22 protein-coding genes are annotated in these 22,270 nt (G+C 69.9%); 12 read left to right on the forward strand and 10 right to left on the reverse strand.

Going from position 1 to position 22,270, the window contains the following annotated elements; translation table 11 throughout:
• Positions 1-118 precede the first annotated feature (118 nt).
• The 5 genes from atpA to ACZ7NC_RS27055 all read left to right on the forward strand — a co-directional run bounded on the left by atpA (position 119) and on the right by ACZ7NC_RS27055 (position 5,198).
• On the forward strand, positions 119-1,708 hold the full coding sequence (gene atpA / locus ACZ7NC_RS27035) for a F0F1 ATP synthase subunit alpha (RefSeq protein ID WP_471491989.1): 1,590 nt from the start codon (positions 119-121) through the stop codon (positions 1,706-1,708).
• Positions 1,709-1,729: 21 nt separating this feature from the next.
• Entirely contained in the window at positions 1,730-2,647 is a 918-nt protein-coding gene (locus ACZ7NC_RS27040) for a F0F1 ATP synthase subunit gamma (RefSeq protein WP_471491990.1), read from the forward strand.
• On the forward strand, positions 2,647-4,083 hold the full coding sequence (gene atpD / locus ACZ7NC_RS27045; RefSeq protein ID WP_471491991.1) for a F0F1 ATP synthase subunit beta: 1,437 nt from the start codon (positions 2,647-2,649) through the stop codon (positions 4,081-4,083). The genes ACZ7NC_RS27040 and atpD overlap by 1 nt, the downstream gene beginning before the upstream one ends.
• Positions 4,084-4,214: 131 nt before the next feature.
• Positions 4,215-4,589, forward strand: a complete 375-nt coding sequence (locus ACZ7NC_RS27050; RefSeq protein WP_471491993.1) for a F0F1 ATP synthase subunit epsilon — start codon at positions 4,215-4,217, stop codon at positions 4,587-4,589.
• A 162-nt stretch (positions 4,590-4,751) separates the two neighbouring features.
• Positions 4,752-5,198 carry a DUF2550 domain-containing protein gene (locus ACZ7NC_RS27055; protein ID WP_471491995.1) on the forward strand — a complete coding sequence of 149 codons (447 nt, stop codon included), beginning with the start codon at positions 4,752-4,754 and terminating at the stop codon, positions 5,196-5,198.
• A gap of 5 nt (positions 5,199-5,203) precedes the next feature.
• On the opposite strand, the gene ACZ7NC_RS27060 is transcribed toward ACZ7NC_RS27055, so the two are convergent.
• The 3 genes from ACZ7NC_RS27060 to ACZ7NC_RS27070 all read right to left on the reverse strand — a co-directional run bounded on the left by ACZ7NC_RS27060 (position 5,204) and on the right by ACZ7NC_RS27070 (position 9,000).
• Positions 5,204-7,030: a glycosyl hydrolase family 18 protein gene (locus ACZ7NC_RS27060; RefSeq protein ID WP_471491997.1), complete on the reverse strand. Its 1,827-nt coding sequence runs from the start codon at positions 7,028-7,030 to the stop codon at positions 5,204-5,206.
• 135 nt (positions 7,031-7,165) lie between these two features.
• The gene (locus tag ACZ7NC_RS27065; RefSeq protein WP_471491999.1) at positions 7,166-7,807 is read right to left on the reverse strand and encodes a response regulator; all 642 of its coding nucleotides are present in this window, start codon (positions 7,805-7,807) and stop codon (positions 7,166-7,168) included.
• Entirely contained in the window at positions 7,804-9,000 is a 1,197-nt protein-coding gene (locus ACZ7NC_RS27070) for a sensor histidine kinase (protein ID WP_471492001.1), read from the reverse strand. Before ACZ7NC_RS27070 ends, ACZ7NC_RS27065 begins: the two co-directional genes overlap by 4 nt.
• Positions 9,001-9,153: 153 nt before the next feature.
• Here ACZ7NC_RS27070 and ACZ7NC_RS27075 point away from each other — a divergent pair, with 153 nt between their 5' ends.
• Positions 9,154-9,732: a hypothetical protein gene (locus tag ACZ7NC_RS27075; RefSeq protein ID WP_471492003.1), complete on the forward strand. Its 579-nt coding sequence runs from the start codon at positions 9,154-9,156 to the stop codon at positions 9,730-9,732.
• A gap of 15 nt (positions 9,733-9,747) precedes the next feature.
• On the opposite strand, the gene ACZ7NC_RS27080 is transcribed toward ACZ7NC_RS27075, so the two are convergent.
• From ACZ7NC_RS27080 to ACZ7NC_RS27090, 3 genes are read right to left on the reverse strand one after another with little or no spacing between them, the layout of a single operon-like run.
• On the reverse strand, positions 9,748-10,320 hold the full coding sequence (locus tag ACZ7NC_RS27080; protein WP_471492005.1) for a cob(I)yrinic acid a,c-diamide adenosyltransferase: 573 nt from the start codon (positions 10,318-10,320) through the stop codon (positions 9,748-9,750).
• A gap of 13 nt (positions 10,321-10,333) precedes the next feature.
• Positions 10,334-11,083: an ABC transporter permease gene (locus ACZ7NC_RS27085; protein WP_471492007.1), complete on the reverse strand. Its 750-nt coding sequence runs from the start codon at positions 11,081-11,083 to the stop codon at positions 10,334-10,336.
• Between the two features lie 10 nt (positions 11,084-11,093).
• Positions 11,094-11,876, reverse strand: a complete 783-nt coding sequence (locus ACZ7NC_RS27090) for an ABC transporter ATP-binding protein (RefSeq protein ID WP_471492009.1) — start codon at positions 11,874-11,876, stop codon at positions 11,094-11,096.
• Positions 11,877-11,956: 80 nt separating this feature from the next.
• Here ACZ7NC_RS27090 and ACZ7NC_RS27095 point away from each other — a divergent pair, with 80 nt between their 5' ends.
• The 4 genes from ACZ7NC_RS27095 (at position 11,957) to ACZ7NC_RS27110 (ending at position 16,960) form a co-directional block, all read left to right on the forward strand.
• Positions 11,957-12,598 carry a TetR/AcrR family transcriptional regulator gene (locus ACZ7NC_RS27095; protein WP_471492011.1) on the forward strand — a complete coding sequence of 214 codons (642 nt, stop codon included), beginning with the start codon at positions 11,957-11,959 and terminating at the stop codon, positions 12,596-12,598.
• 136 nt (positions 12,599-12,734) lie between these two features.
• Positions 12,735-13,583 (forward strand): 3-hydroxyacyl-CoA dehydrogenase family protein, encoded by an 849-nt coding sequence (locus tag ACZ7NC_RS27100; protein ID WP_471492013.1) that lies wholly within the window; start codon positions 12,735-12,737, stop codon positions 13,581-13,583.
• Between the two features lie 219 nt (positions 13,584-13,802).
• Positions 13,803-14,126 (forward strand): STAS domain-containing protein, encoded by a 324-nt coding sequence (locus ACZ7NC_RS27105; protein WP_019760944.1) that lies wholly within the window; start codon positions 13,803-13,805, stop codon positions 14,124-14,126.
• Between the two features lie 257 nt (positions 14,127-14,383).
• Complete coding sequence (locus ACZ7NC_RS27110) at positions 14,384-16,960, forward strand: ATP-binding protein (protein ID WP_471492015.1); 2,577 nt, start codon at positions 14,384-14,386, stop codon at positions 16,958-16,960.
• 79 nt (positions 16,961-17,039) lie between these two features.
• Here the strand turns inward: ACZ7NC_RS27110 and nucS are convergent, their stop codons facing one another.
• Positions 17,040-17,711 (reverse strand): endonuclease NucS, encoded by a 672-nt coding sequence (gene nucS / locus ACZ7NC_RS27115; RefSeq protein WP_383414828.1) that lies wholly within the window; start codon positions 17,709-17,711, stop codon positions 17,040-17,042.
• Between the two features lie 265 nt (positions 17,712-17,976).
• On the opposite strand from nucS, the gene ACZ7NC_RS27120 reads away from it, so the two are divergent.
• Positions 17,977-18,369, forward strand: a complete 393-nt coding sequence (locus ACZ7NC_RS27120; RefSeq protein ID WP_383414831.1) for an SCO5389 family protein — start codon at positions 17,977-17,979, stop codon at positions 18,367-18,369.
• A gap of 104 nt (positions 18,370-18,473) precedes the next feature.
• Here the strand turns inward: ACZ7NC_RS27120 and ACZ7NC_RS27125 are convergent, their stop codons facing one another.
• The gene (locus ACZ7NC_RS27125; RefSeq protein ID WP_471492019.1) at positions 18,474-19,502 is read right to left on the reverse strand and encodes an LLM class flavin-dependent oxidoreductase; all 1,029 of its coding nucleotides are present in this window, start codon (positions 19,500-19,502) and stop codon (positions 18,474-18,476) included.
• 223 nt (positions 19,503-19,725) lie between these two features.
• Between ACZ7NC_RS27125 and ACZ7NC_RS27130 the strand changes: the two genes are divergently transcribed.
• Positions 19,726-20,058, forward strand: coding sequence for an ATP/GTP-binding protein (locus ACZ7NC_RS27130; protein ID WP_471492021.1), 333 nt, complete (start codon positions 19,726-19,728; stop codon positions 20,056-20,058).
• Between the two features lie 8 nt (positions 20,059-20,066).
• Here ACZ7NC_RS27130 and ACZ7NC_RS27135 read toward each other — a convergent pair whose 3' ends face one another.
• Both ACZ7NC_RS27135 and ACZ7NC_RS27140 read right to left on the reverse strand, forming a co-directional pair.
• Positions 20,067-20,939 carry an ABC transporter permease subunit gene (locus tag ACZ7NC_RS27135; RefSeq protein WP_471492024.1) on the reverse strand — a complete coding sequence of 291 codons (873 nt, stop codon included), beginning with the start codon at positions 20,937-20,939 and terminating at the stop codon, positions 20,067-20,069.
• Entirely contained in the window at positions 20,936-22,168 is a 1,233-nt protein-coding gene (locus tag ACZ7NC_RS27140) for an ABC transporter ATP-binding protein (RefSeq protein ID WP_471492026.1), read from the reverse strand. Before ACZ7NC_RS27140 ends, ACZ7NC_RS27135 begins: the two co-directional genes overlap by 4 nt.
• Positions 22,169-22,270 lie beyond the last annotated feature (102 nt).

Here is a 22,270-nt window from a genome sequence, read left to right on the forward strand (position 1 = left end):
GCAGTACGTACTTACGACGGCCCATGTTGGGCCGTGCAGAGGATTCACCTCGTTCAGGGGGGAGTCCCCATCCCCCCAAGTGAAACTTCGGGCCCAACAAGGAGAGCAGGGAACCCAGATGGCGGAGCTCACGATCCGGCCGGAGGAGATCCGGGACGCGCTGGAGAACTTTGTCCAGTCGTACAAGCCGGACGCGGCCTCGCGCGAGGAGGTCGGTACGGTCACCCTTGCCGGCGACGGCATCGCGAAGGTCGAGGGTCTGCCCTCGGCCATGGCCAACGAACTGCTGAAGTTCGAGGACGGCACCCTCGGCCTCGCCCTCAACCTCGAGGAGCGCGAGATCGGTGCCATCGTCCTCGGTGAGTTCAGCGGCATCGAGGAGGGTCAGCCGGTGCAGCGCACCGGTGAGGTGCTCTCCGTGGCCGTCGGCGAGGGTTACCTCGGCCGCGTCGTCGACCCGCTCGGCAACCCGATCGACGGCCTCGGCGAGATCGAGACGTCCGGCCGACGCGCCTTGGAGCTGCAGGCCCCGGGCGTCATGGCCCGTAAGTCGGTGCACGAGCCGATGGAGACCGGCTACAAGGCCGTCGACGCGATGACCCCGATCGGCCGTGGCCAGCGTCAGCTGATCATCGGTGACCGCCAGACCGGCAAGACCGCCCTGGCCGTCGACACGATCATCAACCAGCGCGACAACTGGCGCACCGGCGACCCGAACAAGCAGGTCCGCTGCATCTACGTCGCCATCGGCCAGAAGGGCTCCACGATCGCGTCGGTCCGCCGCGCGCTGGAGGAGAACGGCGCGCTGGAGTACACGACCATCGTCGCCGCCCCGGCGTCCGACCCGGCCGGCTTCAAGTACCTGGCGCCGTACACCGGTTCGGCCATCGGTCAGCAGTGGATGTACGAGGGCAAGCACGTCCTCATCATCTTCGACGACCTCTCGAAGCAGGCCGACGCCTACCGTGCCGTGTCCCTGCTGCTGCGCCGCCCGCCGGGCCGTGAGGCCTACCCGGGTGACGTCTTCTACCTGCACTCCCGTCTGCTGGAGCGCTGCGCGAAGCTCTCCGACGCCATGGGCGCCGGTTCGATGACGGGTCTGCCGATCGTCGAGACCAAGGCCAACGACGTCTCGGCGTTCATCCCGACCAACGTCATCTCCATCACCGACGGCCAGTGCTTCCTGGAGTCGGACCTGTTCAACGCCGGTCAGCGCCCCGCGCTGAACGTCGGTATCTCCGTCTCCCGAGTCGGTGGTTCCGCGCAGCACAAGGCGATGAAGCAGGTCTCCGGTCGTCTCCGCGTGGACCTCGCCCAGTTCCGTGAGCTGGAGGCGTTCGCCGCCTTCGGTTCCGACCTGGACGCCGCGTCGAAGGCGCAGCTGGAGCGCGGGCAGCGCATGGTCGAGCTGCTGAAGCAGGCTCAGTACGAGCCGATGTCCACCGAGGACCAGGTCGTCTCCGTGTGGGCCGGCACCACCGGCAAGATGGACGACGTCCCGGTCGGCGACATCCGCCGCTTCGAGAAGGAGCTCCTGGAGTACCTGCACCGCAAGGAGCAGGGCCTCATGACCTCCATCAAGGAGGGCGGCAAGATGTCGGACGACACCCTCACCGCCGTCGCCGACGCCATCGCCGAGTTCAAGAAGCAGTTCGAGACCGCGGACGGCAGGCTGCTCGGCGAGGACGCTCCGGCCGCCGCCAAGTGACGTAAGGAAGGGACCTGACTCATGGGAGCCCAGCTCCGGGTCTACAAGCGTCGCATCCGATCCGTCACCGCGACCAAGAAGATCACGAAGGCGATGGAGATGATCGCCGCCTCGCGCGTCGTCAAGGCGCAGCGCAAGGTGGCGGCCTCCACGCCCTACGCGACCGAGCTCACCCGCGCGGTCACGGCGGTCGGTACCGGCTCGAACACCAAGCACCCGCTGACCACGCAGGCCGAGACGGTCACGCGGTCCGCGGTGCTGCTCCTGACGAGCGACCGTGGCCTCGCCGGCGCCTTCAACTCCAACGCCATCAAGGCGGCGGAGCAGCTGACCGAGCGCCTGGAGCGCGAGGGCAAGGAGGTCGACATCTACATCGTCGGCCGCCGCGGTGTGGCGCACTACAACTTCCGTGAGCGCAAGATCGCGGAGTCGTGGAGCGGTTTCACCGACGAGCCCACGTACGCGGACGCCAAGAAGGTCGCGGCCCCGCTGATCGAGGCCATCGAGAAGGAGACGGCGGAGGGCGGCGTGGACGAGCTCCACATCGTCTACACCGAGTTCGTCTCGATGATGACGCAGCAGGCGCTGGACGCCCAGCTGCTGCCGCTCAGCCTCGAAGAGGTCGCGCAGGAGGCTCCGTCCAAGGGCGAGATCCTTCCGCTGTACGACTTCGAGCCCTCGGCGGAGGACGTCCTCGACGCCCTGCTGCCGCGGTACGTCGAGAGCCGTATCTACAACGCGCTGCTCCAGTCGGCCGCCTCGAAGCACGCCGCCACGCGGCGCGCGATGAAGTCGGCCACCGACAACGCGGGCGAGCTGATCAACACGCTCTCCCGTCTTGCCAACGCGGCCCGCCAGGCCGAAATCACCCAGGAAATCAGCGAGATCGTCGGTGGCGCTAGCGCCCTGGCCGACGCGACCGCGGGGAGTGACCGATAATGACCACCACTGTTGAGACCGCGACGGCTACGGGCCGCGTCGCCCGGGTCATCGGCCCGGTCGTCGACGTGGAGTTCCCCGTCGACGCGATGCCGGAGATCTACAACGCCCTCCACGTCGAGGTCGCCGACCCGGCGAACGCGGGCGAGAAGAAGATCCTGACCCTGGAGGTCGCCCAGCACCTGGGTGACGGCCTGGTCCGCACCATCTCCATGCAGCCCACCGACGGTCTGGTCCGCCAGGCCGCGGTCACCGACACCGGCGACGGCATCACCGTCCCGGTCGGCGACTTCACCAAGGGCAAGGTGTTCAACACCCTCGGTGAGGTGCTGAACGTCGACGAGAAGTACGACGGCGAGCGCTGGTCCATCCACCGCAAGGCCCCGAACTTCGACGAGCTCGAGTCGAAGACCGAGATGTTCGAGACCGGCGTCAAGGTCATCGACCTGCTGACCCCGTACGTCAAGGGCGGCAAGATCGGTCTGTTCGGCGGTGCCGGTGTCGGCAAGACGGTGCTCATCCAGGAGATGATCTACCGCGTCGCCAACAACCACGACGGTGTGTCGGTGTTCGCCGGTGTCGGTGAGCGCACCCGTGAGGGCAACGACCTCATCGACGAGATGAGCGAGTCCGGCGTCATCGACAAGACCGCGCTGGTCTTCGGTCAGATGGACGAGCCCCCGGGCACCCGTCTGCGCGTCGCGCTGGCCGGCCTCACCATGGCCGAGTACTTCCGTGACGTCCAGAAGCAGGACGTGCTGTTCTTCATCGACAACATCTTCCGCTTCACACAGGCCGGTTCCGAGGTGTCGACCCTGCTCGGCCGTATGCCCTCCGCGGTGGGCTACCAGCCGAACCTGGCCGACGAGATGGGTCTCCTCCAGGAGCGCATCACCTCGACCCGTGGTCACTCGATCACCTCGATGCAGGCGATCTACGTCCCCGCGGACGACCTGACCGACCCGGCCCCGGCCACCACGTTCGCCCACCTCGACGCGACGACGGTTCTGTCCCGTCCGATCTCCGAGAAGGGCATCTACCCGGCCGTGGACCCGCTGGACTCCACGTCCCGGATCCTGGACCCGCGCTACATCGCGCAGGACCACTACCAGACCGCCATGCGTGTCAAGGGGATCCTGCAGAAGTACAAGGACCTCCAGGACATCATCGCGATCCTCGGTATCGACGAGCTCAGCGAGGAGGACAAGCTGGTCGTCCAGCGTGCCCGCCGCGTCGAGCGCTTCCTGTCCCAGAACACCCACGTCGCCAAGCAGTTCACCGGTGTGGACGGCTCCGACGTGCCGCTGGACGAGTCGATCACCGCGTTCAACGCGATCTGCGACGGTGAGTTCGACCACTTCCCGGAGCAGGCGTTCTTCATGTGCGGTGGTCTCGAGGACCTGAAGAAGAACGCGAAGGAGCTGGGCGTCTCCTGACGCACCGGTTCTCTTGAGCCACTGAGCTCTTGACGGAGGGGGCGGGGGTTCGTCCCGCCCCCTCTCTCACGCCTACTAGACTTGTAACCAACACCCGGCAGAACCGCCGGGTGGTGACCCGAGGAGCCACCTTGGCTGCTGAGCTGCACGTCGCGCTGGTCGCCGCCGACCGTGAGGTCTGGTCCGGCCAGGCCACCCTGGTCGTCGCGCGCACCACGTCCGGCGACATCGGCGTCATGCCCGGTCACCAGCCGCTGCTCGGTGTGCTGGAGTCGGGCCCGGTGACCATCCGTACGAGTGAAGGTGGAACCGTCATCGCCGCGGTCCACGGCGGTTTCATCTCGTTCGCGGACGACAAGCTGTCGCTGCTGGCCGAGATCGCCGAGCTGTCGGACGAGATCGACGTCCAGCGCGCGGAGCGGGAACTCGAGCGCGCGAAGGCGGAGGGCGACAACGTCGCCGAGCGCCGCGCGGAGGTCCGCCTGCGGGCGGCGACGGCGCGCTGACCCCTGGGGGTACCGCCCGGGGCCTTTAGGCTCTGGGACAGTGCACGCGATGACGTCACTCAGCCGCGGCTGGGACCGGAGCAATCCGGTGCCGGTCGCGGCTGAGGCAGATATGGAAGTTTTTTCCGTTCCGTTACCTAGGAGACGAGGAGGTCGGTGTCGATGGTCCTCGCTCTGACTGTGTGCGGAATCGTCGTCGCCCTTGTGGTGCTGGGGCTGTTCGTCTTCGGCTTGCGCCGCAGGCTGATCCAGCGCTCGGGCGGCACCTTCGACTGTTCCCTACGATGGGACGTGCCGGAGAAACCCGACACCAGCGGCAAGGGCTGGAGCTACGGCGTCGCCCGCTACAACGGCGACCGTATCGAGTGGTACCGCGTCTTCTCCTACGCCTACCGCCCGCGCCGCGTCCTGGAGCGCTCCGCGATCGAGGTGGCCGGCCGCCGTGTACCCGACGGCGAGGAGGAGCTGGCGCTGCTCTCCGACGCGGTGATCCTCACCTGTCTGCACCGGGGCACGCGCCTGGAACTCGCCATGAGCGAAGACGCGCTGACCGGTTTCCTCGCGTGGCTTGAGGCAGCCCCGCCCGGTCAGCGCGTCAATGTCGCTTAGCCCGCTTACTGATTGAGCCCGTTGTTGATTGCGGTCACCAGCTCACCGTTGCTGCTGTCGCCGCTGAACTCCCAGAAGAACGCGCCGCCGAGGCCCTGGTTCTTGGCCCAGGTCATCTTCCCGGCGATCGTCGACGGGGTGTCGTACGACCACCAGTTGCTGCCGCAGTGCGCGTACGCCGTGCCGGCGATGGTGCCGTTCGCAGGGCAGGAGTTCTTCAGGACCTTGTAGTCCTCGATGCCCGCCTCGTAGGTGCCGGTCGCCGGGCCGGTGGCCGTGCCGCCGGGGGCGGACTGGGTGACGCCTGTCCAGCCGCGGCCGTAGAAGCCGATGCCGAGCAGCAGCTTGCTCGCCGGGACGCCCTTGGCCTTGAGCTTGGCTATGGCGGCGGCGGAGTTGAAGCCCTCCTTCGGGATGCCGGAGTACGACGTGAGCGGCGATTGCGGGGCCGTCGGGCCGGTCTTGTCCCAGGCACCGAAGTAGTCGTACGTCATCACGTTGTACCAGTCGAGGTACTGGGCGGCGCCGCCGTAGTCGGCCGCGTCGATCTTGCCGCCGGACGAGGCGTCGGCCGTGATGGCGGCGGTGATCAGATAGTTCGAGCCGAACTCGGTACGCAGCGCCTGCGTGAGGTTCTTGAAGGCGGCGGCGCCGGAGGTGTCGCAGGTCAGACCGCAGGCGTTGGGGTACTCCCAGTCGATGTCGATGCCGTCGAAGACATCGGCCCAGCGCGGGTCCTCGACCACGGCCTTGCAGGACTTGGCGAACGCGGCCGCGTTGGCGGCGGCCTGCCCGAAGCCGCCGGAGTAGGTCCAGCCGCCGAACGAGTACAGCACCTTGATGTGCGGGTACTTGGCCTTCAGCTGGCGCAGCTGGTTGAAGTTGCCGCGCAGCGGCTGGTCCCACGTGTCGGCGGTGCCGCTGACGGACTGGTCGGCGGTGTACGCCTTGTCGTAGGCGGCGTAGGTGTCGTCGACGGTGCACTGACCGTTCTTGACGTTGCCGAACGCGTAGTTGATGTGGGTGATCTTCGAGGCGGAGCCGGAGGTCACCAGGTTCTTCACGTGGTAGTTGCGGCCGTAGACGCCCCACTCGGTGAAGTAGCCGAGCTTGACCTTGTCGCCGGTGGGCGGCGGGTCGGTGGTGCCGCCGGTGGTGCGCACCGCGCGGGCGCCGCTGACCGGGCCCGTCTGGTCGGCGGTGTCGCGGGCCTGGACGGTGTAGGAGTAGTCGGTGCCGGCGGTCAGGCCGGTGTCGGAGTACGACGTGGTCGTCACGGTGGCGACCTTGGCGCCGTCGCGCAGGACGTCGTAGTTCTTGACGCCGTTGTCGTCGGTGGCGGCCGACCAGCTGAGCTTCACCGAGGTGTTGGTGATGTCGGAGGCGGTGGGCGTGCCGGGGGCGGACGGCGGGTTGTCGCCGGGGACGCTGCCGCCGTCGCAGCTGCCGCCGTTCAGCTTGCAGTTGGCGGGAGAGCCGGAGCCGGTGCCGTTGAAGCCGAAGGAGACGGAGGCGCCGGGGGCGAGGGTGCCGTTCCAGGACTTGTTCTTGGCGGTCCAGTGGGTGCCGGAGGAGGTGACGTCGGCGTCCCAGGCGGAGGTGACGGAGGTGCCGGAGGGGAAGTCCCACTCCACGGTCCAGGAGCTGAGGGAGGCGGTGCCGGTGTTCTTCACCGTCCACTTGCCCTCGAAGCCGGTGCCCCAGTCCTGGGTCTTGGCATAGGTGGCGGTGGCGGATGTCGCGGCTTCGGCCGGGCTCGCGAGGCCGACCAGACCGGCCAGCGGGAGCAGCAGGGTCGCGAACCCCGCCATGGCTCTGTGTCTGAAGCGCATGCTGCGCCTCCTTGTCGGGGAGTCAGGGGGGCATGACTGAGCCTCACGCCCATTCATGGTGCGGCGAGAATAGAAAGGTCTGGACCACACGTCAATAGGTCTGGACCAGTTGGCCTTTCGCTCCGAAGCGTCCCGCTAGATCCCCAACTCCTGTGCCAGTACGGCCGCTTGAACCCGACTGCGCAGCTCCAGCTTCCCCAGCAACCGGCTGACATGGGTCTTCACGGTCGCCTCGGCCATGTTCAGCCGGGTCGCGATGGCGGCGTTGGACAGGCCTTCACCCAGGCAGGACAGCACCTCGCGTTCGCGGCGGGTGAGGCTGTCCAGGACGGACGGGTCGGCCGTCGACTCCCGCACCGGCTTCGCGGCGAACTCGGCGATCAGCCGCCGGGTGACGGCCGGGGCGATGAGGCCCTCGCCGCGCGCCACGGTACGGACCGCCGCCAGCAGGTCCTTGGCCTCGGCGTTCTTGAGCAGGAATCCGGACGCGCCCGCCCGCAGCGCCCCGAACACATACTCGTCGAGGTCGAAGGTGGTCAGCACGAGCACATCCGCGAGCCGCTCCTCGACGACCCGGCGGGTGGCCGACACCCCGTCCAGGCGCGGCATCTGAATGTCCATCAGGACCAGGTCGGGCCGCAGCTCCCGGGCCAGCTCCACCGCCTGCTCACCGTCCGCCGCCTCGCCGACCACCTCGATGTCGGGCGCGCTGCGCAGGATGAGGACCAGTCCGGCGCGGACGGCGGACTGGTCCTCGGCGACGAGCACGCGGATCATGCGGGGTCTCCTTCGGTCAGCGGAAGCGTGGCGCGTACGACCCAGATCTTGCCGTCCGCGGAGTCCGGGTCGTCGACGGGCCCCGCCTCGAACTCGCCGCCCAGCAGCGCGATCCGCTCCCGCATGCCGACGAGCCCGGCGCCGGAGCCGGGCGCGCGCGGCCCCTCGCGGTCGCCGAAGGGGCTCGTCACGGCGACGGTGAGCGCGCCGTCCGGCTGCCGGAGCGCCACCGTCACGTGGCCGGGGGAGGCGTGCTTGAGGGCATTGGTCAGCGACTCCTGCACGATCCGGTACGCGGCGAGCCCCACCGGCGCGGGCAGGCTGTCGTCGTGGACGGCGTCGAGCGTGACGTCGAGGCCGTTGGTGCGGGCGGTGTCGACCAGGGCGGTGAGGCCGTCCAGGGTGGGCGCGGCGGTCGGCTCCTTGTCACCGCTGTCGTCCCGCAGGATCCCGATCAGCCGTCGCATCTCCGCGAGCCCTTCGACGCTGTTCTCCCGGATGACTGTGAGGGCCCCTTTCGCGGTCGCCGCGTCATCGAGGGAGAGGGCGGCCGTGGAGTGGATGGCGATCGCCGAGAGGTGGTTGGCGACCATGTCGTGCAGTTCGCGGGCCATGCGGGCGCGCTCGGCGGTGACGGCCTGCGTACGGTCCATCTCGGCGAGCAGCGCGGTCTGCTCGGCGCGCAGCCGGGCGGCATCGGCGGCCTCGCGGTGATTGCGCACGATCAGGCCGGTGGCCGCGGGCCCGAACGAGACGACGCCCGTGGCCACACCGATCAGCAGGGCCTCGGGCACCCGCCACAGCGCGAACGGCACCACGGTCGCGATCACCGTGAGCATCCCGGTGACCCACGGAATGCGGCGGGCCGCGGCGGGTGTGCCGTACAGCACCGCTGCGTACATGACGTCGGTGAACATCAGGACGGTGACCAGGTTGCCCTGCGTGAGCAGGTCCACGACGATCGCGACCGTGGCCACCGGCAGTGCCACGTGCGGAGCGGTCCGGCGCAGCAGCTCGCAGCCGGCCACCACGAGGAGCGGCAGCAGGATCGGCCAGCGGCCGGACCACAACACGTTCGGCTCGTCGGACGGCCGCATGGCCAGCCCGATGCCCCACAGCAGCAGCCCGCCCAGGAGCCCGGCGACTGCGACACGCATGTCGAACGGGTGCGGGCGGGGGAGTCGTACGACCATGCCACCATCCAACACGGCGCGACGGCCGGACACCTGATTCCGGGGAAGGGTCCTGGACTGCATCTTTCGATGTACCGCGACTTCGTCACCGCCGACGACGAAAGCGGCGGATCGCGACGGGAGCCTTGAGGAGGTGAGCGAAGGGAGTACGCCGTGATCGTCACGCTGATCATCGTCTGCGAGGTCGGCTTCTGGGTGCTGCTGGCCGGGGGCCTGTTCTTCCGCTACGTGCTGGGGATGCGCCGGACCGGGCTGGCCCTGCTGCTGGTCGAGCCGCTGCTGGAGGTGGTGCTGCTGGTCGCCACGGCGATCGACCTGAAGAACGGCGCCGACCCGAGCTGGGAGCACGGCCTCGCCGCCGTCTACATCGGCTACACCGTCGGTCACGGCCATCGCACCGTGAAGTGGCTGGACGGACATGCCGCGCACCGCTTCGGCGGCGCCGCGCCGCCCGCCGGGCCCCCGCGCTACGGCATGGCCCGTGCCCGGCACGAGGGCAGGGTGTGGCTGGGTACGGTCACGGGCGCCGCGGTCGCGTCGGTGCTGCTGCTGATCGCCAAGTGGTACATCGACGACCCGAGCCGCACCGGCTCCCTGGACAGCTGGATCTTCGTCGCCTGGCGAGCCGCCGGCATCCACGGCCTGATCGCCCTGAGTTACGCGATCTGGCCGAAGAAGGGCCCGGCGGGGACGGGGCAGGAGACGCCGGAGAGGGAGCGGGTCCGGCGCTGAACCGTCCCCGCGGTCTCAGCGCTCCCCGCCCGGCACCCACAGCACGTCCCCGACCTCCTTGTTCGCCGTCCGCGCCAGGATGAACAGGAGGTCGGACAGGCGGTTGAGGTAGGTCGCCGTCAGCGGGTTCATCGCCTCGCCGTGCACCTCCAGCGCCGCCCACGTGGAGCGCTCGGCCCGCCGTACGACCGTGCAGGCCTGGTGGAGCAGGGCCGCGCCCGGGGTTCCGCCCGGCAGGATGAAGGAGCGGAGCTTCTCCAACTGCTCGTTGAAGCGGTCGCAGTCCGCCTCCAGCTTGTCGATGTAGAACTGCTCGACCCGCAGGGGCGGGAACTCCGGCTTCTCGACCACCGGTGTCGACAGGTCCGCACCCACGTCGAACAGGTCGTTCTGCACCCGGGTGAGGACCTTGACGACCTCCTCCTCCAGCCCGCCCAGCGCGATCGCCGTGCCGATCACCGCGTTCGCCTCGTTGGCGTCGGCGTACGCCGAGATCCGCAGATCGGTCTTGGCGACCCGGCTCATGTCGCCGAGGGCGGTCGTGCCCTGGTCGCCGGTCCTGGTGTAGATGCGCGTCAGATTGACCATGTGGCCAGCGTAGTTACGCTCCGGCGGTTCGGAACACGCGTGTGCCGACTGTCACGGTCAGTGCGGTGAAGGCGAGCGCGACCAGGGCGCCGTACAGCATGTGCGTCGTCGCGTACGAGCCGACGTACGCGTCCCGCACCGCGTCCACCAGATAGCGGAACGGGATGAAGTGGGACAGCACATCCAGCCACACCGGTCCCAGCGTCATCGGGAGCATCAGACCGGACAGCAGCATCATCGGCATCGTCATGGCGTTGATCGCCGGGCCGAACTCCTGCGGGGTGCGGACCTTCATCGCGAGGGCGTACGACAGCGAGGCCAGCGACACCGTCAGCAGCGCGACGAACGCGAAGCCGATCAGCACACCGGGCAGGGGAGCGCGCAGCCCCATCAGCAGCGCCGCCAGCACCAGAAGTACCGCCTGGAAGACGAACACGGTGGCGTCGCGCAGCACCCGGCCAAGCAGCAGGGCGAGGCGGCTGACGGGCGTCACGCGCATGCGCTCCACCACGCCCTGGCCCTTCTCGATGATGATCGCGAACCCGGCGAACGACGCCCCGAACAAGCCGAGTTGGAGCAGCAGCCCGGGCACCAGCACCTGCCACGAGCTGCCGCGCCCGCCGAGCGGCAGGTCGGTGAGCAGCGGGCCGAAGAAGAGCAGATAGAGGAGCGGCATCAGGACGCCGAAGAGCAGGGCGAAGCGGGAGCGCAGGGACTGGCGGAGATAGCGGCCGTAGATGAGGGCCGTGTCCTGGAACAGCATCTGAGAATTCCTATACGGCTACGGGGGCGGCGTCGGCCGGTGCGGCGCCGCGGCCGGTGATGGCGAGGAACGTGTCCTGGAGCGAGGCGTCGATCGAGCCGCCGTACTCCAGCTTCAGCGCGCTCGGCGTGCCCTCCGCGACGACCACGCCCCGGTCGACGACGACCAGGCGGTCGGAGAGGGCGTCGGCCTCGTCCAGGTAGTGGGTGGTCAGGAAGACGGTCGTGCCGTGCTCGTCGCGCAGGCGACGGATCAGGTCCCACAGGTCGGCCCGGCTGCCGGGGTCGAGGCCGGTCGTCGGCTCGTCGAGGAAGAGCACCTTCGGGCGGTGCGTGAGCGCCATCGCGATGTCGAGGCGCCGCCGCTGCCCGCCGGAGAGGGCGCCGGCCTTGCGGTCGAGGAGGTCGGTGAGACCCAGGTCGCGGGCCAACTCCGCTGCCCGCTCGGTCGCCTGCGCCTTCGTCAGGCGGTACAGGCGGCCCTGGGTGACCAGTTCCTCCCGCACGGTGATCTGCGGATCGACGCCGCCCGACTGGGCCACGTACCCGCACGCCCGGCGCACTCCGGCGGGGTCGGTCGCGAGATCGCAGCCCGCCACGGTGGCCGCGCCCCCGGTGGGCGCCAGCAGGGTCGTCAGCATCCGCAGGGTCGTCGTCTTGCCGGCCCCGTTCGGGCCCAGAAAGCCGAGGATCTCGCTCTGTCGGACGGTCAGGTCGATGCCGCGTACGGCCTCGACGGGGCCGAGCTTGGTCTGGAAGGTACGGGCCAGTCCGGCCGTACTGATGATGGGCATGGCCCCAGAAAAACAGAGTCACTTAAATTTTGCAATGCCCCCAAAGTTTCAGTGAGCCCACCGAAGCTAGGATGTGGACCATGGCTGAAGGGCTCAGGGAGCGCAAGAAGCGCGAGACGAGGCAGCGGATCTCGGACATCGCTACCGGGCTGTTCCTGGAGCACGGCTTCGTGACCGTGACGATCGCGGACGTGGCCGAGGCCGCCGATGTCTCCGTGAACACCGTCTACAACTACTTCCCGGCGAAGGAGGACCTCTTCTTCGACCGCTCCGCCGGCGTCGTCGAGCAGCTCTCGCGCTGGGTGCGCGGCCGGGAGAAGGGCGAGTCGGCCGCCCGCGCCGTGCTGCGCGAGCTGCGTGCCGAGGTCGAGGCGGTCTCGCCCAGGGTCGGGCTCATGGAGGGCTACGACCGCTTCCTGCGCTGCATCCAAGAGGCGCCGCCCCTGCGCTCACGGCTGTGGAGCCTGCAGCAGGAGATCCACGAGCATCTGGAGGCGACCCTGCGCGAGGAGGCCGGCGCGGACGCCGACGACCCGTTGCCGGGGCTGATCGCCGGTCAGATCGCCTGGATCCACCAGACGGTGTTCGTCCACATCGGGCAGGAGATGGTCGCCGGGCGAAATCCGGGCAAAGTGTCACGCGAGGTGCTCGTACTTCTCGGCGACATCGAGGAGCTGTTGAGCGAGAAGGTGCTCAACTACGCCGTCCGAGGCGCTCAGTGACCCGTGCCGGTGTGATGTCCGTCAGATGAGACGTGACTCGCGTTACTAACCGGTCACACAGTCCCTCACGCCCGCTAAGGTCCGCCGAAGAGCAACCTAAACAGGGTGTAAGGCGTTTCAAAGGGGAGTCGCAACAGTGGCACGGAAGCTTGCCGTCATCGGCGCCGGCTTGATGGGTTCCGGGATCGCCCAGGTCTCCGCTCAGGCGGGCTGGGACGTGGTCCTGCGTGACGTCACCGACGAGGCGCTGGGGCGTGGCACCGACGGCATCAAGGCGTCGTACGACAAGTTCGTCAGCAAGGGCAAGCTGGAGGCGCACGACGCCGACGCGGCCCTCGCCCGGATCACCGCGACCACCGACCTGGACGCCGCCGCCGACGCGGATGTCGTCGTCGAGGCCGTCTTCGAGAAGCTCGAGGTCAAGCACGAGATCTTCCGCGCGCTCGACAAGATCGTGCGCCCGGAGGCGGTGCTCGCCTCCAACACCTCCGCCATTCCGATCACCAAGATCGCGGCGGCCACCGAGCACCCCGACCGGGTGGTCGGTGTGCACTTCTTCTCGCCGGTGCCGATGATGCAGCTCGTCGAGCTGGTCCGCGGCTACAAGACGAGCGACGAAACCCTCGCCACCGCACGGGAGTTCGCCGAGTCCGTCGGCAAGACCTGCATCGTGGTCAACCGGGACGTCGCCGGCTTCGTCACCACCCGGCTGATCTCGGCCCTCGTCGTCGAGGCCACCAAGCTCTACGAGTCGGGCGTCGCCACCGCCGAGGACATCGACCTCGCCTGCAAGCTGGGCTTCGGTCACGCCATGGGCCCGCTCGCCACGGCGGACCTCACCGGCGTCGACATCCTGCTGCACGCCACCAGCAACATCTACACCGAGTCCCAGGACGAGAAGTTCGCCCCGCCGGAGCTGATGCGCCGGATGGTGGACGCGGGTGACATCGGCCGCAAGAGCGGGCAAGGCTTTTACAGCTACTGAGGTTTCGTAGACCACCGGACAGCTCCCGCACGTGTCACGCGATGGGGTGAATTCGGTATCGGTTCGCTTACAGACGGCAACCTCTGACCGCTCAACGCAGTCAGAGGTTGCATCACCGGCCACAGCGAAGACTCCTGGCAAACACAGACGCAAACACAGACAGCGGCACACACGCAGACAACACACCGCGGAGCACGAACGCACGCTTGGGGAGCGCATATGCACATCAGGGGCGACCACGCCGAGCTGGTCGTCGGGGGCCGCCTCGACGTCCGCAGCGCGGCGGACGCCCGTACGGTCCTGCACTCGGCCGTCGACGACGGAGTCGGCGATCTGGTGCTCGACCTGTCCGAGCTTGAGTTCTGGGACGCCACCGGACTCGGGGTGATCATGGGGGCCCATCGGCGGGCCGGCCGCTGCGGCCGGCGCCTGGTGCTGCGCGGCGTGCCGCCGCAGATGCAGCGGCTGCTGGTGGCCACCCGGCTGCACCGGATCCTGGCGATCGAGGGCGGCATCGGGGTGGAGTCACTGCCGAGGGTGTGACACCCGCAACGGGCGGGGCGGGACAGTCGGGCGTTCCGGCTGCGAAGCGCATGTCACGCACAATCCTCACGAGACTGTGATGTCTCGGGCGGCGCGGTACCCCGACCTGTCGTAGATACTGTGCGAAGGTTTAGGGTTCGGCTGCCCGCCACCTAGACAAACCCCTTCGAGCGGGCCCGGACCAGAAGCGACAGCGCGGTGTGCAAAGGCCGGGAGGGGCCGCAAACAGCACACGACGCTTTTGGGGGGCTTGACCTATGGACCCGAACAACCGGGGACCCGAGGAGTACGGCCTTGACGCTGACGGCCAGTCGTCGCGCCAGCGCCCGCCCAGGGATCCCCTCACACCCGACTTCGGACAGCACACGCCCGCACTCGCCCGCACGGTGCAACTGGTCTCGGGCGACTTCCTGCTCACCGTCAATCCCGTGGACGGCAGTGAGATCGAGGTCTGCCCGCCCGCGGAGCGGCCCGCACGTCCCGAGAAGCTGGCCCCGGCCGAACGCGCCGAGATCGACCGCGCCGCCAGGCCGCCGGTCCCACCCGGGCCGACCCGTCCCGCACAGCCGCTGCTGGCCCGCCAGGACGAGCGCGAACAGCTGGTACGGATGCTCGCCCGCGGCCGCTCCGTACGTCTGGTCGGCCCCCGGGGTGCCGGCCGCACCAGCCTGCTCGACCTCGTCGCCGACGACTGCGAGGACCTCGCGCCCGACGGCGTGATCCGTCTCACCGGCTTCCACCGCACGCCCGCCGATCTGCTGTACGACCTCTTTCACGCCGTCTACAGCGCGCCCCTGTACCGCCCGGATCGGGACGAACTTCTCTCCTGTGTGCGGGAGATCGGTGCCGTCGTCGTCCTGGACGACATCGAGTTCGGCGGCGCCGCGCTCGACGAGCTGCTGGACGCCACCCCTGAGTGCGCCTTCCTGATCGGCGCCACGCCCGAGGTGCCCGCCCCGTCCGCCGACTCCGGCATCGAGGTGGTCGCCCTCGACGGTCTCGACCGCGCCGCGAGCATGGAGCTCCTGGAGCGCGGGGTCGGCCGGGTCCTCACCGAGGACGAGACGAACTGGGCGGGCGATCTGTGGTTCGAGTCCGAGGGCCTGCCGCTCAGGTTCGTCCAGGCCGGGGCGCTGCTGCGGCAGCGGGACCGGCTGCGGGCGGGAGCGGAGGCCGTCGACGAGTACGGCGTCTTCGAGGACGCACCGCCGGTCGACGCCCCCTTGGACGCCTCGTACGACACCGAGGGCGGCGGCGTGGAGACGCCCCTGCCGTCGCTCGGCGAGGCGGCCGGCCCGGCGCGGCTGCTCGCCTCCCGGCTCAGCGCGTCGGCCCGCGCCACCCTGAGGTTCGCCGTCGCGCTCGGCGGCGAGGTGCCGCACCAGGCGCATCTGCCCGCGCTGGTCGGTGACACCCACGCGGACGCCGCGCTGGGCGAGCTGGCCGACTGCGGGCTGGTCTCGCCGGTCGGCTCCCGCTACCGGCTCGCCGCCGGGGTGCAGGCCCAGCTGGAGGGCGCCGGATACGCCGAGGAGGCGCGGGACGACGCCCTCACCGCCGCCCGGCACTACGCCTGGTGGGCGGGGCACCCCTCGGTCACGCCGGAGCGCGTCTGCGCCGAGGCCGACGCCGTGCTCGCCGCGCTGGGCGTGCTGGTGCCGGGTACGACACCGCCCGACGAGGGCGAGGAGAGCCCGAGCGTGCTGCTGGCCCGCACGGCGGCGCCCGCGTTCGCGGCGGGGCTGCACTGGGGCGCCTGGGAGCGGGCGCTGCGGGCGGGTGCCGAGGCCGCCCGCCTCGCCGGTGAGGTCTCCGAACAGGCCTATTTCCACCACGAGTTGGGCATCCTCGCGCTCTGTGTCGGCCAGCTGGACCGGGCCCGCGCCGAACTGGAGACCTCCACCGGGCTGCGCGGCGCCCTCGCCGACAAGCGCGGCACCGTCGCGGGGCGCCGCGCCCTCGCACTGGTCTCGGACCGCTCCGGTACGACGCCCGGAGTGGCCGCCTTCGCCGCCACGTCGGGGGAGGAGGTGTCGGACGCGCGGTACGAGGAGTCGCAGTCGCCGCCGGGCGGCGTGCCGGCCGTGTTCCCGCCCGTCGGGGACCCCACGACGCTGGTCACCCACCGGGCGTCCGATCCGTCGTCCCCGGGGGCCTCGCACAAGGGCCGCGGCGGCGTCCGGAGCTTCGCGCGGCGCAACCTCGTCGCGGCCGGCGCGGGCGCGCTGCTCGTGGCGGTGCTCGGCACCGTCGTGACGCTCGGGGCCACCTCCGACAACGACCCCAACGCCCCTTCCAACCAGGTCGGCGTCAACCCGTCCGCCAGCCAGGGCCCCGGCGACGACAGCCTGGGCGCGGACAAGGTGGAGAGCAACGAGGACAAGGGCTCCGGCGACACCGGCTCGGCGACCAGCCGGCCGACCGATCCGGGACCCGACGGCACGTACGGCACCTCGGACGACCCGACGCCCACGGACGGTCCGACGGATCCGTCGGACGACCCGAGCGGTACCCAGGGTTCGGGCGGCGGTTCCACGCACTCGCCGACGAAGCCGCCGTCGTCGCCCACGAAACCGCCCACCTCGCCGACCAGGCCGCCGACGGACCCCACGGACGACCCGACGGATCCGACGGACGACCCGACTGATCCGACGCAGAACCCGACCACCACCCCGACGGACGACCCCACCACCACCCCGACGGAGACCCCGACCAGCTCGACCTCGGCCAGTGGCCCGGCCTCCGCCAGCCCGGTGGAGACCACCAGCTCGGCGAGCGCCCCGGCGGCCACCGACGCGGACACCCCGAGCACCGGCACGGATGCGCTGATCTGACCCACCGATCAGGACAAGAGGGCCGGGTCCGTCCAACGGACCCGGCCCTCGACGTCGTACGGCCGCGGACGGCCGTCGGTCAGAACAGCCGCAGCTTGTCGTCCTCGATGCCCCGCATCGCGTCGTAGTCCAGCACCTGGCAGCCGATGCCCCTGTCCGTCGCGAGGACACGGGCCTGGGGCTTGATCTCCTGGGCCGCGAAGATGCCGCGTACCGGCGCGAGATGCGGATCCCGGTTCAGCAATTCCAGGTAGCGCGTGAGCTGTTCCACACCGTCGATCTCGCCGCGCCGCTTGATCTCGACCGCGACCGTCTGTCCCTCCGCGTCCCGGCACAGAATGTCGACCGGCCCGATGGCCGTCATGTACTCGCGGCGGATGAGCGAGTAACCCTCGCCCAGGGTCTCGATGCGGTCGGCGAGGAGCTCCTGGAGGTGTGCTTCCACGCCGTCCTTGATCAGACCGGGGTCCACCCCCAGTTCGTGCGAGGAGTCATGGAGGATCTCCTCCATTGTGATGATCAGCTTCTCGCCCGCTTTGTTGGTGACCGTCCAGACGTCCTTCTGCTCGCCGTCCCCCTCCTTCAGAGTGCAGGGCGGCGACATCCAGTTGAGGGGCTTGTAGGCCCGGTCGTCCGCGTGGATCGAGACGCTGCCGTCCGCCTTGACCAGGATCAGACGGGGCGCCGAGGGCAGATGGGCGGTGAGCCGGCCCGCGTAGTCGACGGAGCATCGGGCAATGACGAGACGCATGGTCCGCAACGCTACTCGACGGGCCCATGTCGACGCGATCCGCCCTGGGGGAGTCCGTAACACCCCGGACTGCCCCTGTTCATTTCTGGCCGATTGTGCGCCTAACGAGGTCCGCCCATGTACGCATTCTCCTGGTGCGGTCACGGTCTGTTGCCTACCGTATTAAACGGGAGGTCGCGAGGCGTGTACACAGCGTGTCCGGTATCGCGAACTCCCTCATCTGTCCGGCAACCCCCGCTGTTTCGGGGGTGCGAGAGGAGAACCCATGTCGCTCGACGTCTCACCGGCCCTACTCGAACAGGCCGAGCGAGGCGAGGTCGACGAAGCCGCCTTCGTCGACTGCGTCCGGACCTCCCTGCCCTACGCATGGGAGATGATCAGCTCCCTGGTGGCCCAGCTGAAGGTCGACGGCGGCTCGTTCGCCGACAACCAGACGCCCCCGCCGGACGAGCAGGCACGTGGCCAGCTGCTGCGTGCGCTTGCGAGTGACGCGATACGCGGCGCGCTGCAGCGGCACTTCGGGGTGCGACTGGCCTTCCAGAACTGCCACCGGGTGGCGGTGTTCCCGCTTGACTCCTCGGTCGACGAGACGCTGGCTCGCTTCACCTCGGTGCGCAACCAGCTGCTGAACCAGTCCCCGGAGCTCAGGGACTGCTGACGCAGTCAGCCGCTTTGCTTGCCGCTCCGTACGCGGGAGGTGCAATCAGTACTGGGGCGGCAAGCCCCCTGGCGAGCTGGGCCGTTCCGTACGCACGGGGCGATTCAGCCGAGGTGCGGCAGCACTTCGGCGCCCAGCCGCCGTACGTTCTCCTCGGTCGCCGCCAGGTCGCCCGAGCCCTCGACGAGCAGGGCGAAGCGGGAGATACCGGTCCGTTCGCTGGTCGCCGCCAGGCGGTCGGCGCACAGCCGCGGAGTGCCCACCGGGTGCAGCCCGCAGAGCAGTTCGGTGTACGCCAGCGGGTCGCGCATCGTGCGATCGCGGCCGTCCACCGTCACATGGGCCTCCAGGCCCTGCCGGAGCCAGCCCGGCATCGCCTTGGTGAGCGTCTCGACCGCGTCCGTGCGGCGGTCCGCGATCTGGCAGACGCCGGCCGACACATGGGCCGCGCCGAGGATCTCCTCCGCCGGACGCCCGGCCGCGCGCGCGTACTCCCGCCACAGGGCGACCATTTCGGCCTTCTCCTCGTCGCCCACATGCATCCCGAGCAGCATCGGCAGACCCCGCTCGGCCGCGAGGCGCACGCTCCGGGGGGATGTGCACGCGACGACGACCTCGGGCCCCTCGGCGTCCGTCAGGCACTCCGACGGCCTTGGTACGACGGGGACTTCGCGGAAGCCGAACCGCTCCCCGGTGGCCGCGACCGACGGGTCGCGCAGCCAGCGCAGCAGCAGATCGAGTGATTCCGGGAACCCCTCCTCGTAGGCCTTCAGGCCCTGGCCGAACACCTCCAGATCGACCCACGGCCCGCCGCGCCCCACGCCCAGCGAGAGGCGCCCGCCGGAGGTGATGTGCAGCAGCGCGGCCTGCTCGCCGAGGGCCACGGGGTGGGCGGTGGGCAGCACGCTGACCGCCGTGCCCACCCGCAGCCGGCTGGTACGGCCGAGCAGCAACGCCGCCAGGGTGATCGCGGACGGGCAGGTGCCGTACGGCACGAAGTGGTGCTCGGCCAGCCAGGCCGTGTCGAGTCCCGCCTCCTCGGCGACCTCGGCGGAGCGGACCGCGCGGTGCAGCGCCTCCCCGTCGCCCTGCCCCGGGAACCGGGCCGCCAACACGAAACTTCCTACGCGCATTGCTATTTCCTGCTTCCTTGGCTCCGACGCGGAGCTCCCCCACCCGGCATAACCGTCTGACACGTGCCGAGGACACGGCTTGACGAAGAGATTTGCGGATTGTCGGGAGAAAGCATCACCGAGGTGAGGGACTTGCGGGGGTTGGTGCCGTACGACTACCCCTGTCCGTGCCGCGTAGGCTGGACATGACCCGTGCATCCTGTATAGCCCCGTGAGGTGTTCCGTGTCCCCGCGTCGCAACCGACCGAAGGATTCCGGCTTGTCCGGACCCGGTGCCGAGGCCGACCGCCCCGGCCGCTACGGCGGCTGGCAGTCCAGCGAGGGCTGGCAGGGCGAGGACTGGAACGTACGGCATGTGGCGGGCGCGAGCGCGCAGGGCAAGTCCTACCGCTGCCCGGGCTGCGAGCAGCTGATCCCGGACGGTGTCCCGCATGTCGTCGCCTGGCCGGACCACGCGGGCGTCGACGACCGCCGGCACTGGCACAAGGCGTGCTGGAACGCGCGGGACCGCCGCACCACGCGGGTGCAGCGGTCCCGTAACGCGCCGAAGTTCTGAACGCGGATCTACACGTCCCGCTTCTCCAGCAGCACGTAGGCGCCGGCGAACGCGGCGGCCGTCACACCGAGCATGATCCACAGCGGGTCCCAGCCGGACGGGCCGGAATCGGAGAGGGACTGCGCGTAGAAGACGCTGAACTGGTTCGGGATGGAGTACTCGAACAGGGCCTGCTGGAGGTCCTGGAGCGACTCCGAGAACATGAACAGCGCGATGACCAGCGGGGCCAGCACAACGCCGATCATGACGGTGATCGCGCCCGCCGAGTGCCGGATGATCGAGCCGACGACGAGCGAGAGCAGGCCGAGCAGCGCGATGTAGAGCGAGATGCCGACCGTGCCCTTCAGCCACTCCTGGCCGGACGGCTCCCGGGCCCCCTCCAGCAGCGCCACGTCCGCGAGGGCGACCAGGACGGTCGAGGTCAGCGTGACGACGAACGCGACGACGAAGAACACGATCGCCTTCGCCGCCAGCACCCGCCCGCGGGTCGGGCACGCGGTCATCGTGGTGCGGATCATGCCGGTGCCGTACTCCGAGGCCGTGGTCAGCACGCCGAGCGTGATGATGCACATGCTGCCGAGCAGCAGCCCGAAGAAGCCGAACGACAGCGGACTCTCACCGGCCAGGGCGTCCTGAGAGGAGTTGGACGCCACCAGTGCGGCCGCGCCCAGGCCGATGCCGATGACGAGCAGCACGAACACGCCGAGCGTCCACATCGTGGAGCGCACCGAGCGGATCTTCGTCCACTCCGAGGAGAGCGCGTGCCCGAGGTGCGTGCGCACCACGGGGATCGGCGAGGTGTAGGTGGGGTACGACGAGCCGGGCGCCGCCTGCCAGTTCGGTGCGGCGCTCTGCGGCATCGGGGGCTGGGGCGTGCTCATCGGGCGTCCTCGGGCGTGGTCGGGGCGGCGGGGGTCGACGGGGCGGCGGCGGGCGGCTGGGCGGGACTCGGCGGGGCCGCCTGAGGTGCCTGGGGTGCCTGGGGTGCCGTCTGGGCGTACGGGTTGGGCGTCCCCGCGCCGGGCGCCGCCGGTGCGCCGTACGGCCCCGGCGGGCCCTGCGGCGCGGTGAACGGCTGCCCGCCCTGCTGGGGCGGCGGCGGGGCGTACCAGCCCGGCTGGCCCTGACCCGGAACCGGCATCGGCGGCTGCGCGCCCGGCGGCAGCTGCTGCATCAGCCCTTCCTTCTGGTCGATGGTCGAGCGGTAGTCGACCGCGCCCTGAGTCATCCGCATGTACGCCTCCTCCAGCGAGGCCTGGTGCGGCGACAGCTCCCACAGCCGTACGTCGGTGTCGTGCGCGATGTCGCTGATGCGGGGGAGCGGCAGCCCGGTCACCCGGAGCGCGCCGTCCTGCTCGGGCAGCACATGCCCGCCCGCCTCGGTGAGCGCGCCGGCCAGCTTCTCGCGCAGCTGCGGCTCGGTGTCGGGCGTACGGACCCGGGCGAAGCCGGCTGAGTTCGCCGCGATGAAGTCCTTGACGCCCATGTCGGCGAGCAGCTGACCGCGCCCGATGACGATCAGGTGGTCGGCGGTCAGGGCCATCTCGCTCATCAGATGGGAGGAGACGAAGACGGTACGGCCCTCGGCGGCCAGCGACTTCATCAGGTTCCGCACCCAGAGGATGCCCTCGGGGTCGAGGCCGTTGACCGGCTCGTCGAACAGCAGCACCTGGGGGTCGCCGAGCAGCGCGGCGGCGATGCCGAGGCGCTGGCCCATGCCGAGGGAGAAGCCCTTGGAGCGCTTCCTGGCCACGTCCTGCAGACCGACCACGCCCAGCACCTCGTCCACCCGCCGGGGCGGGATGCCGGACAGCTGGGCGAGGCTCAGCAGATGGTTGCGGGCCGCGCGGCCACCGTGCACCGCCTTGGCGTCCAGCAGGGCGCCGACCTGGCGGGGGGCGTTGGGCAGCTTGCGGTACGGGTAGCCGCCGATCGACACATGCCCCGCGGTCGGGTTGTCCAGGCCGAGGATCATCCGCATCGTCGTCGACTTGCCCGAGCCGTTGGGGCCCAGGAAGCCGGTGACGGCGCCGGGCCGCACCTGGAAGGACAAGTTGTACACAGCGGTCTTGTCGCCGTAGCGCTTGGTCAGGCCGACTGCCTCGATCATGCTCCGCACCCATCGAAAGGTTCAGGACAGCGGGGCACACGCCCCCCGTAAGGGTTAGGAGGATACCGAGGCGCTGACGGTTCCGCTCAAGGGCGAGTAAAA

Source organism: Streptomyces sp. NPDC111802 (assembly GCF_055634335.1).

Excerpts from the sequence above, each read along its gene's own strand:
- ACZ7NC_RS27080 (WP_471492005.1), bottom strand. The coding sequence starts at position 10,320 with ATGGTCAATCTGACGCGCATCTACACCAGGACCGGCGACCAGGGCACG.
- ACZ7NC_RS27105 (WP_019760944.1), top strand. The coding sequence starts at position 13,803 with ATGCACATCAGGGGCGACCACGCCGAGCTGGTCGTCGGGGGCCGCCTC.
- atpA (WP_471491989.1), top strand. The coding sequence starts at position 119 with ATGGCGGAGCTCACGATCCGGCCGGAGGAGATCCGGGACGCGCTGGAG.
- ACZ7NC_RS27070 (WP_471492001.1), bottom strand. The coding sequence starts at position 9,000 with ATGGTCGTACGACTCCCCCGCCCGCACCCGTTCGACATGCGTGTCGCA.
- ACZ7NC_RS27135 (WP_471492024.1), bottom strand. The coding sequence starts at position 20,939 with ATGAGCACGCCCCAGCCCCCGATGCCGCAGAGCGCCGCACCGAACTGG.
- ACZ7NC_RS27065 (WP_471491999.1), bottom strand. The coding sequence starts at position 7,807 with ATGATCCGCGTGCTCGTCGCCGAGGACCAGTCCGCCGTCCGCGCCGGA.
- ACZ7NC_RS27125 (WP_471492019.1), bottom strand. The coding sequence starts at position 19,502 with ATGCGCGTAGGAAGTTTCGTGTTGGCGGCCCGGTTCCCGGGGCAGGGC.
- atpD (WP_471491991.1), top strand. The coding sequence starts at position 2,647 with ATGACCACCACTGTTGAGACCGCGACGGCTACGGGCCGCGTCGCCCGG.
- ACZ7NC_RS27140 (WP_471492026.1), bottom strand. The coding sequence starts at position 22,168 with ATGATCGAGGCAGTCGGCCTGACCAAGCGCTACGGCGACAAGACCGCT.
- nucS (WP_383414828.1), bottom strand. The coding sequence starts at position 17,711 with ATGCGTCTCGTCATTGCCCGATGCTCCGTCGACTACGCGGGCCGGCTC.
- ACZ7NC_RS27085 (WP_471492007.1), bottom strand. The coding sequence starts at position 11,083 with ATGCTGTTCCAGGACACGGCCCTCATCTACGGCCGCTATCTCCGCCAG.
- ACZ7NC_RS27095 (WP_471492011.1), top strand. The coding sequence starts at position 11,957 with ATGGCTGAAGGGCTCAGGGAGCGCAAGAAGCGCGAGACGAGGCAGCGG.
- ACZ7NC_RS27055 (WP_471491995.1), top strand. The coding sequence starts at position 4,752 with ATGGTCCTCGCTCTGACTGTGTGCGGAATCGTCGTCGCCCTTGTGGTG.
- ACZ7NC_RS27110 (WP_471492015.1), top strand. The coding sequence starts at position 14,384 with ATGGACCCGAACAACCGGGGACCCGAGGAGTACGGCCTTGACGCTGAC.
- ACZ7NC_RS27120 (WP_383414831.1), top strand. The coding sequence starts at position 17,977 with ATGTCGCTCGACGTCTCACCGGCCCTACTCGAACAGGCCGAGCGAGGC.
- ACZ7NC_RS27040 (WP_471491990.1), top strand. The coding sequence starts at position 1,730 with ATGGGAGCCCAGCTCCGGGTCTACAAGCGTCGCATCCGATCCGTCACC.
- ACZ7NC_RS27060 (WP_471491997.1), bottom strand. The coding sequence starts at position 7,030 with ATGCGCTTCAGACACAGAGCCATGGCGGGGTTCGCGACCCTGCTGCTC.
- ACZ7NC_RS27090 (WP_471492009.1), bottom strand. The coding sequence starts at position 11,876 with ATGCCCATCATCAGTACGGCCGGACTGGCCCGTACCTTCCAGACCAAG.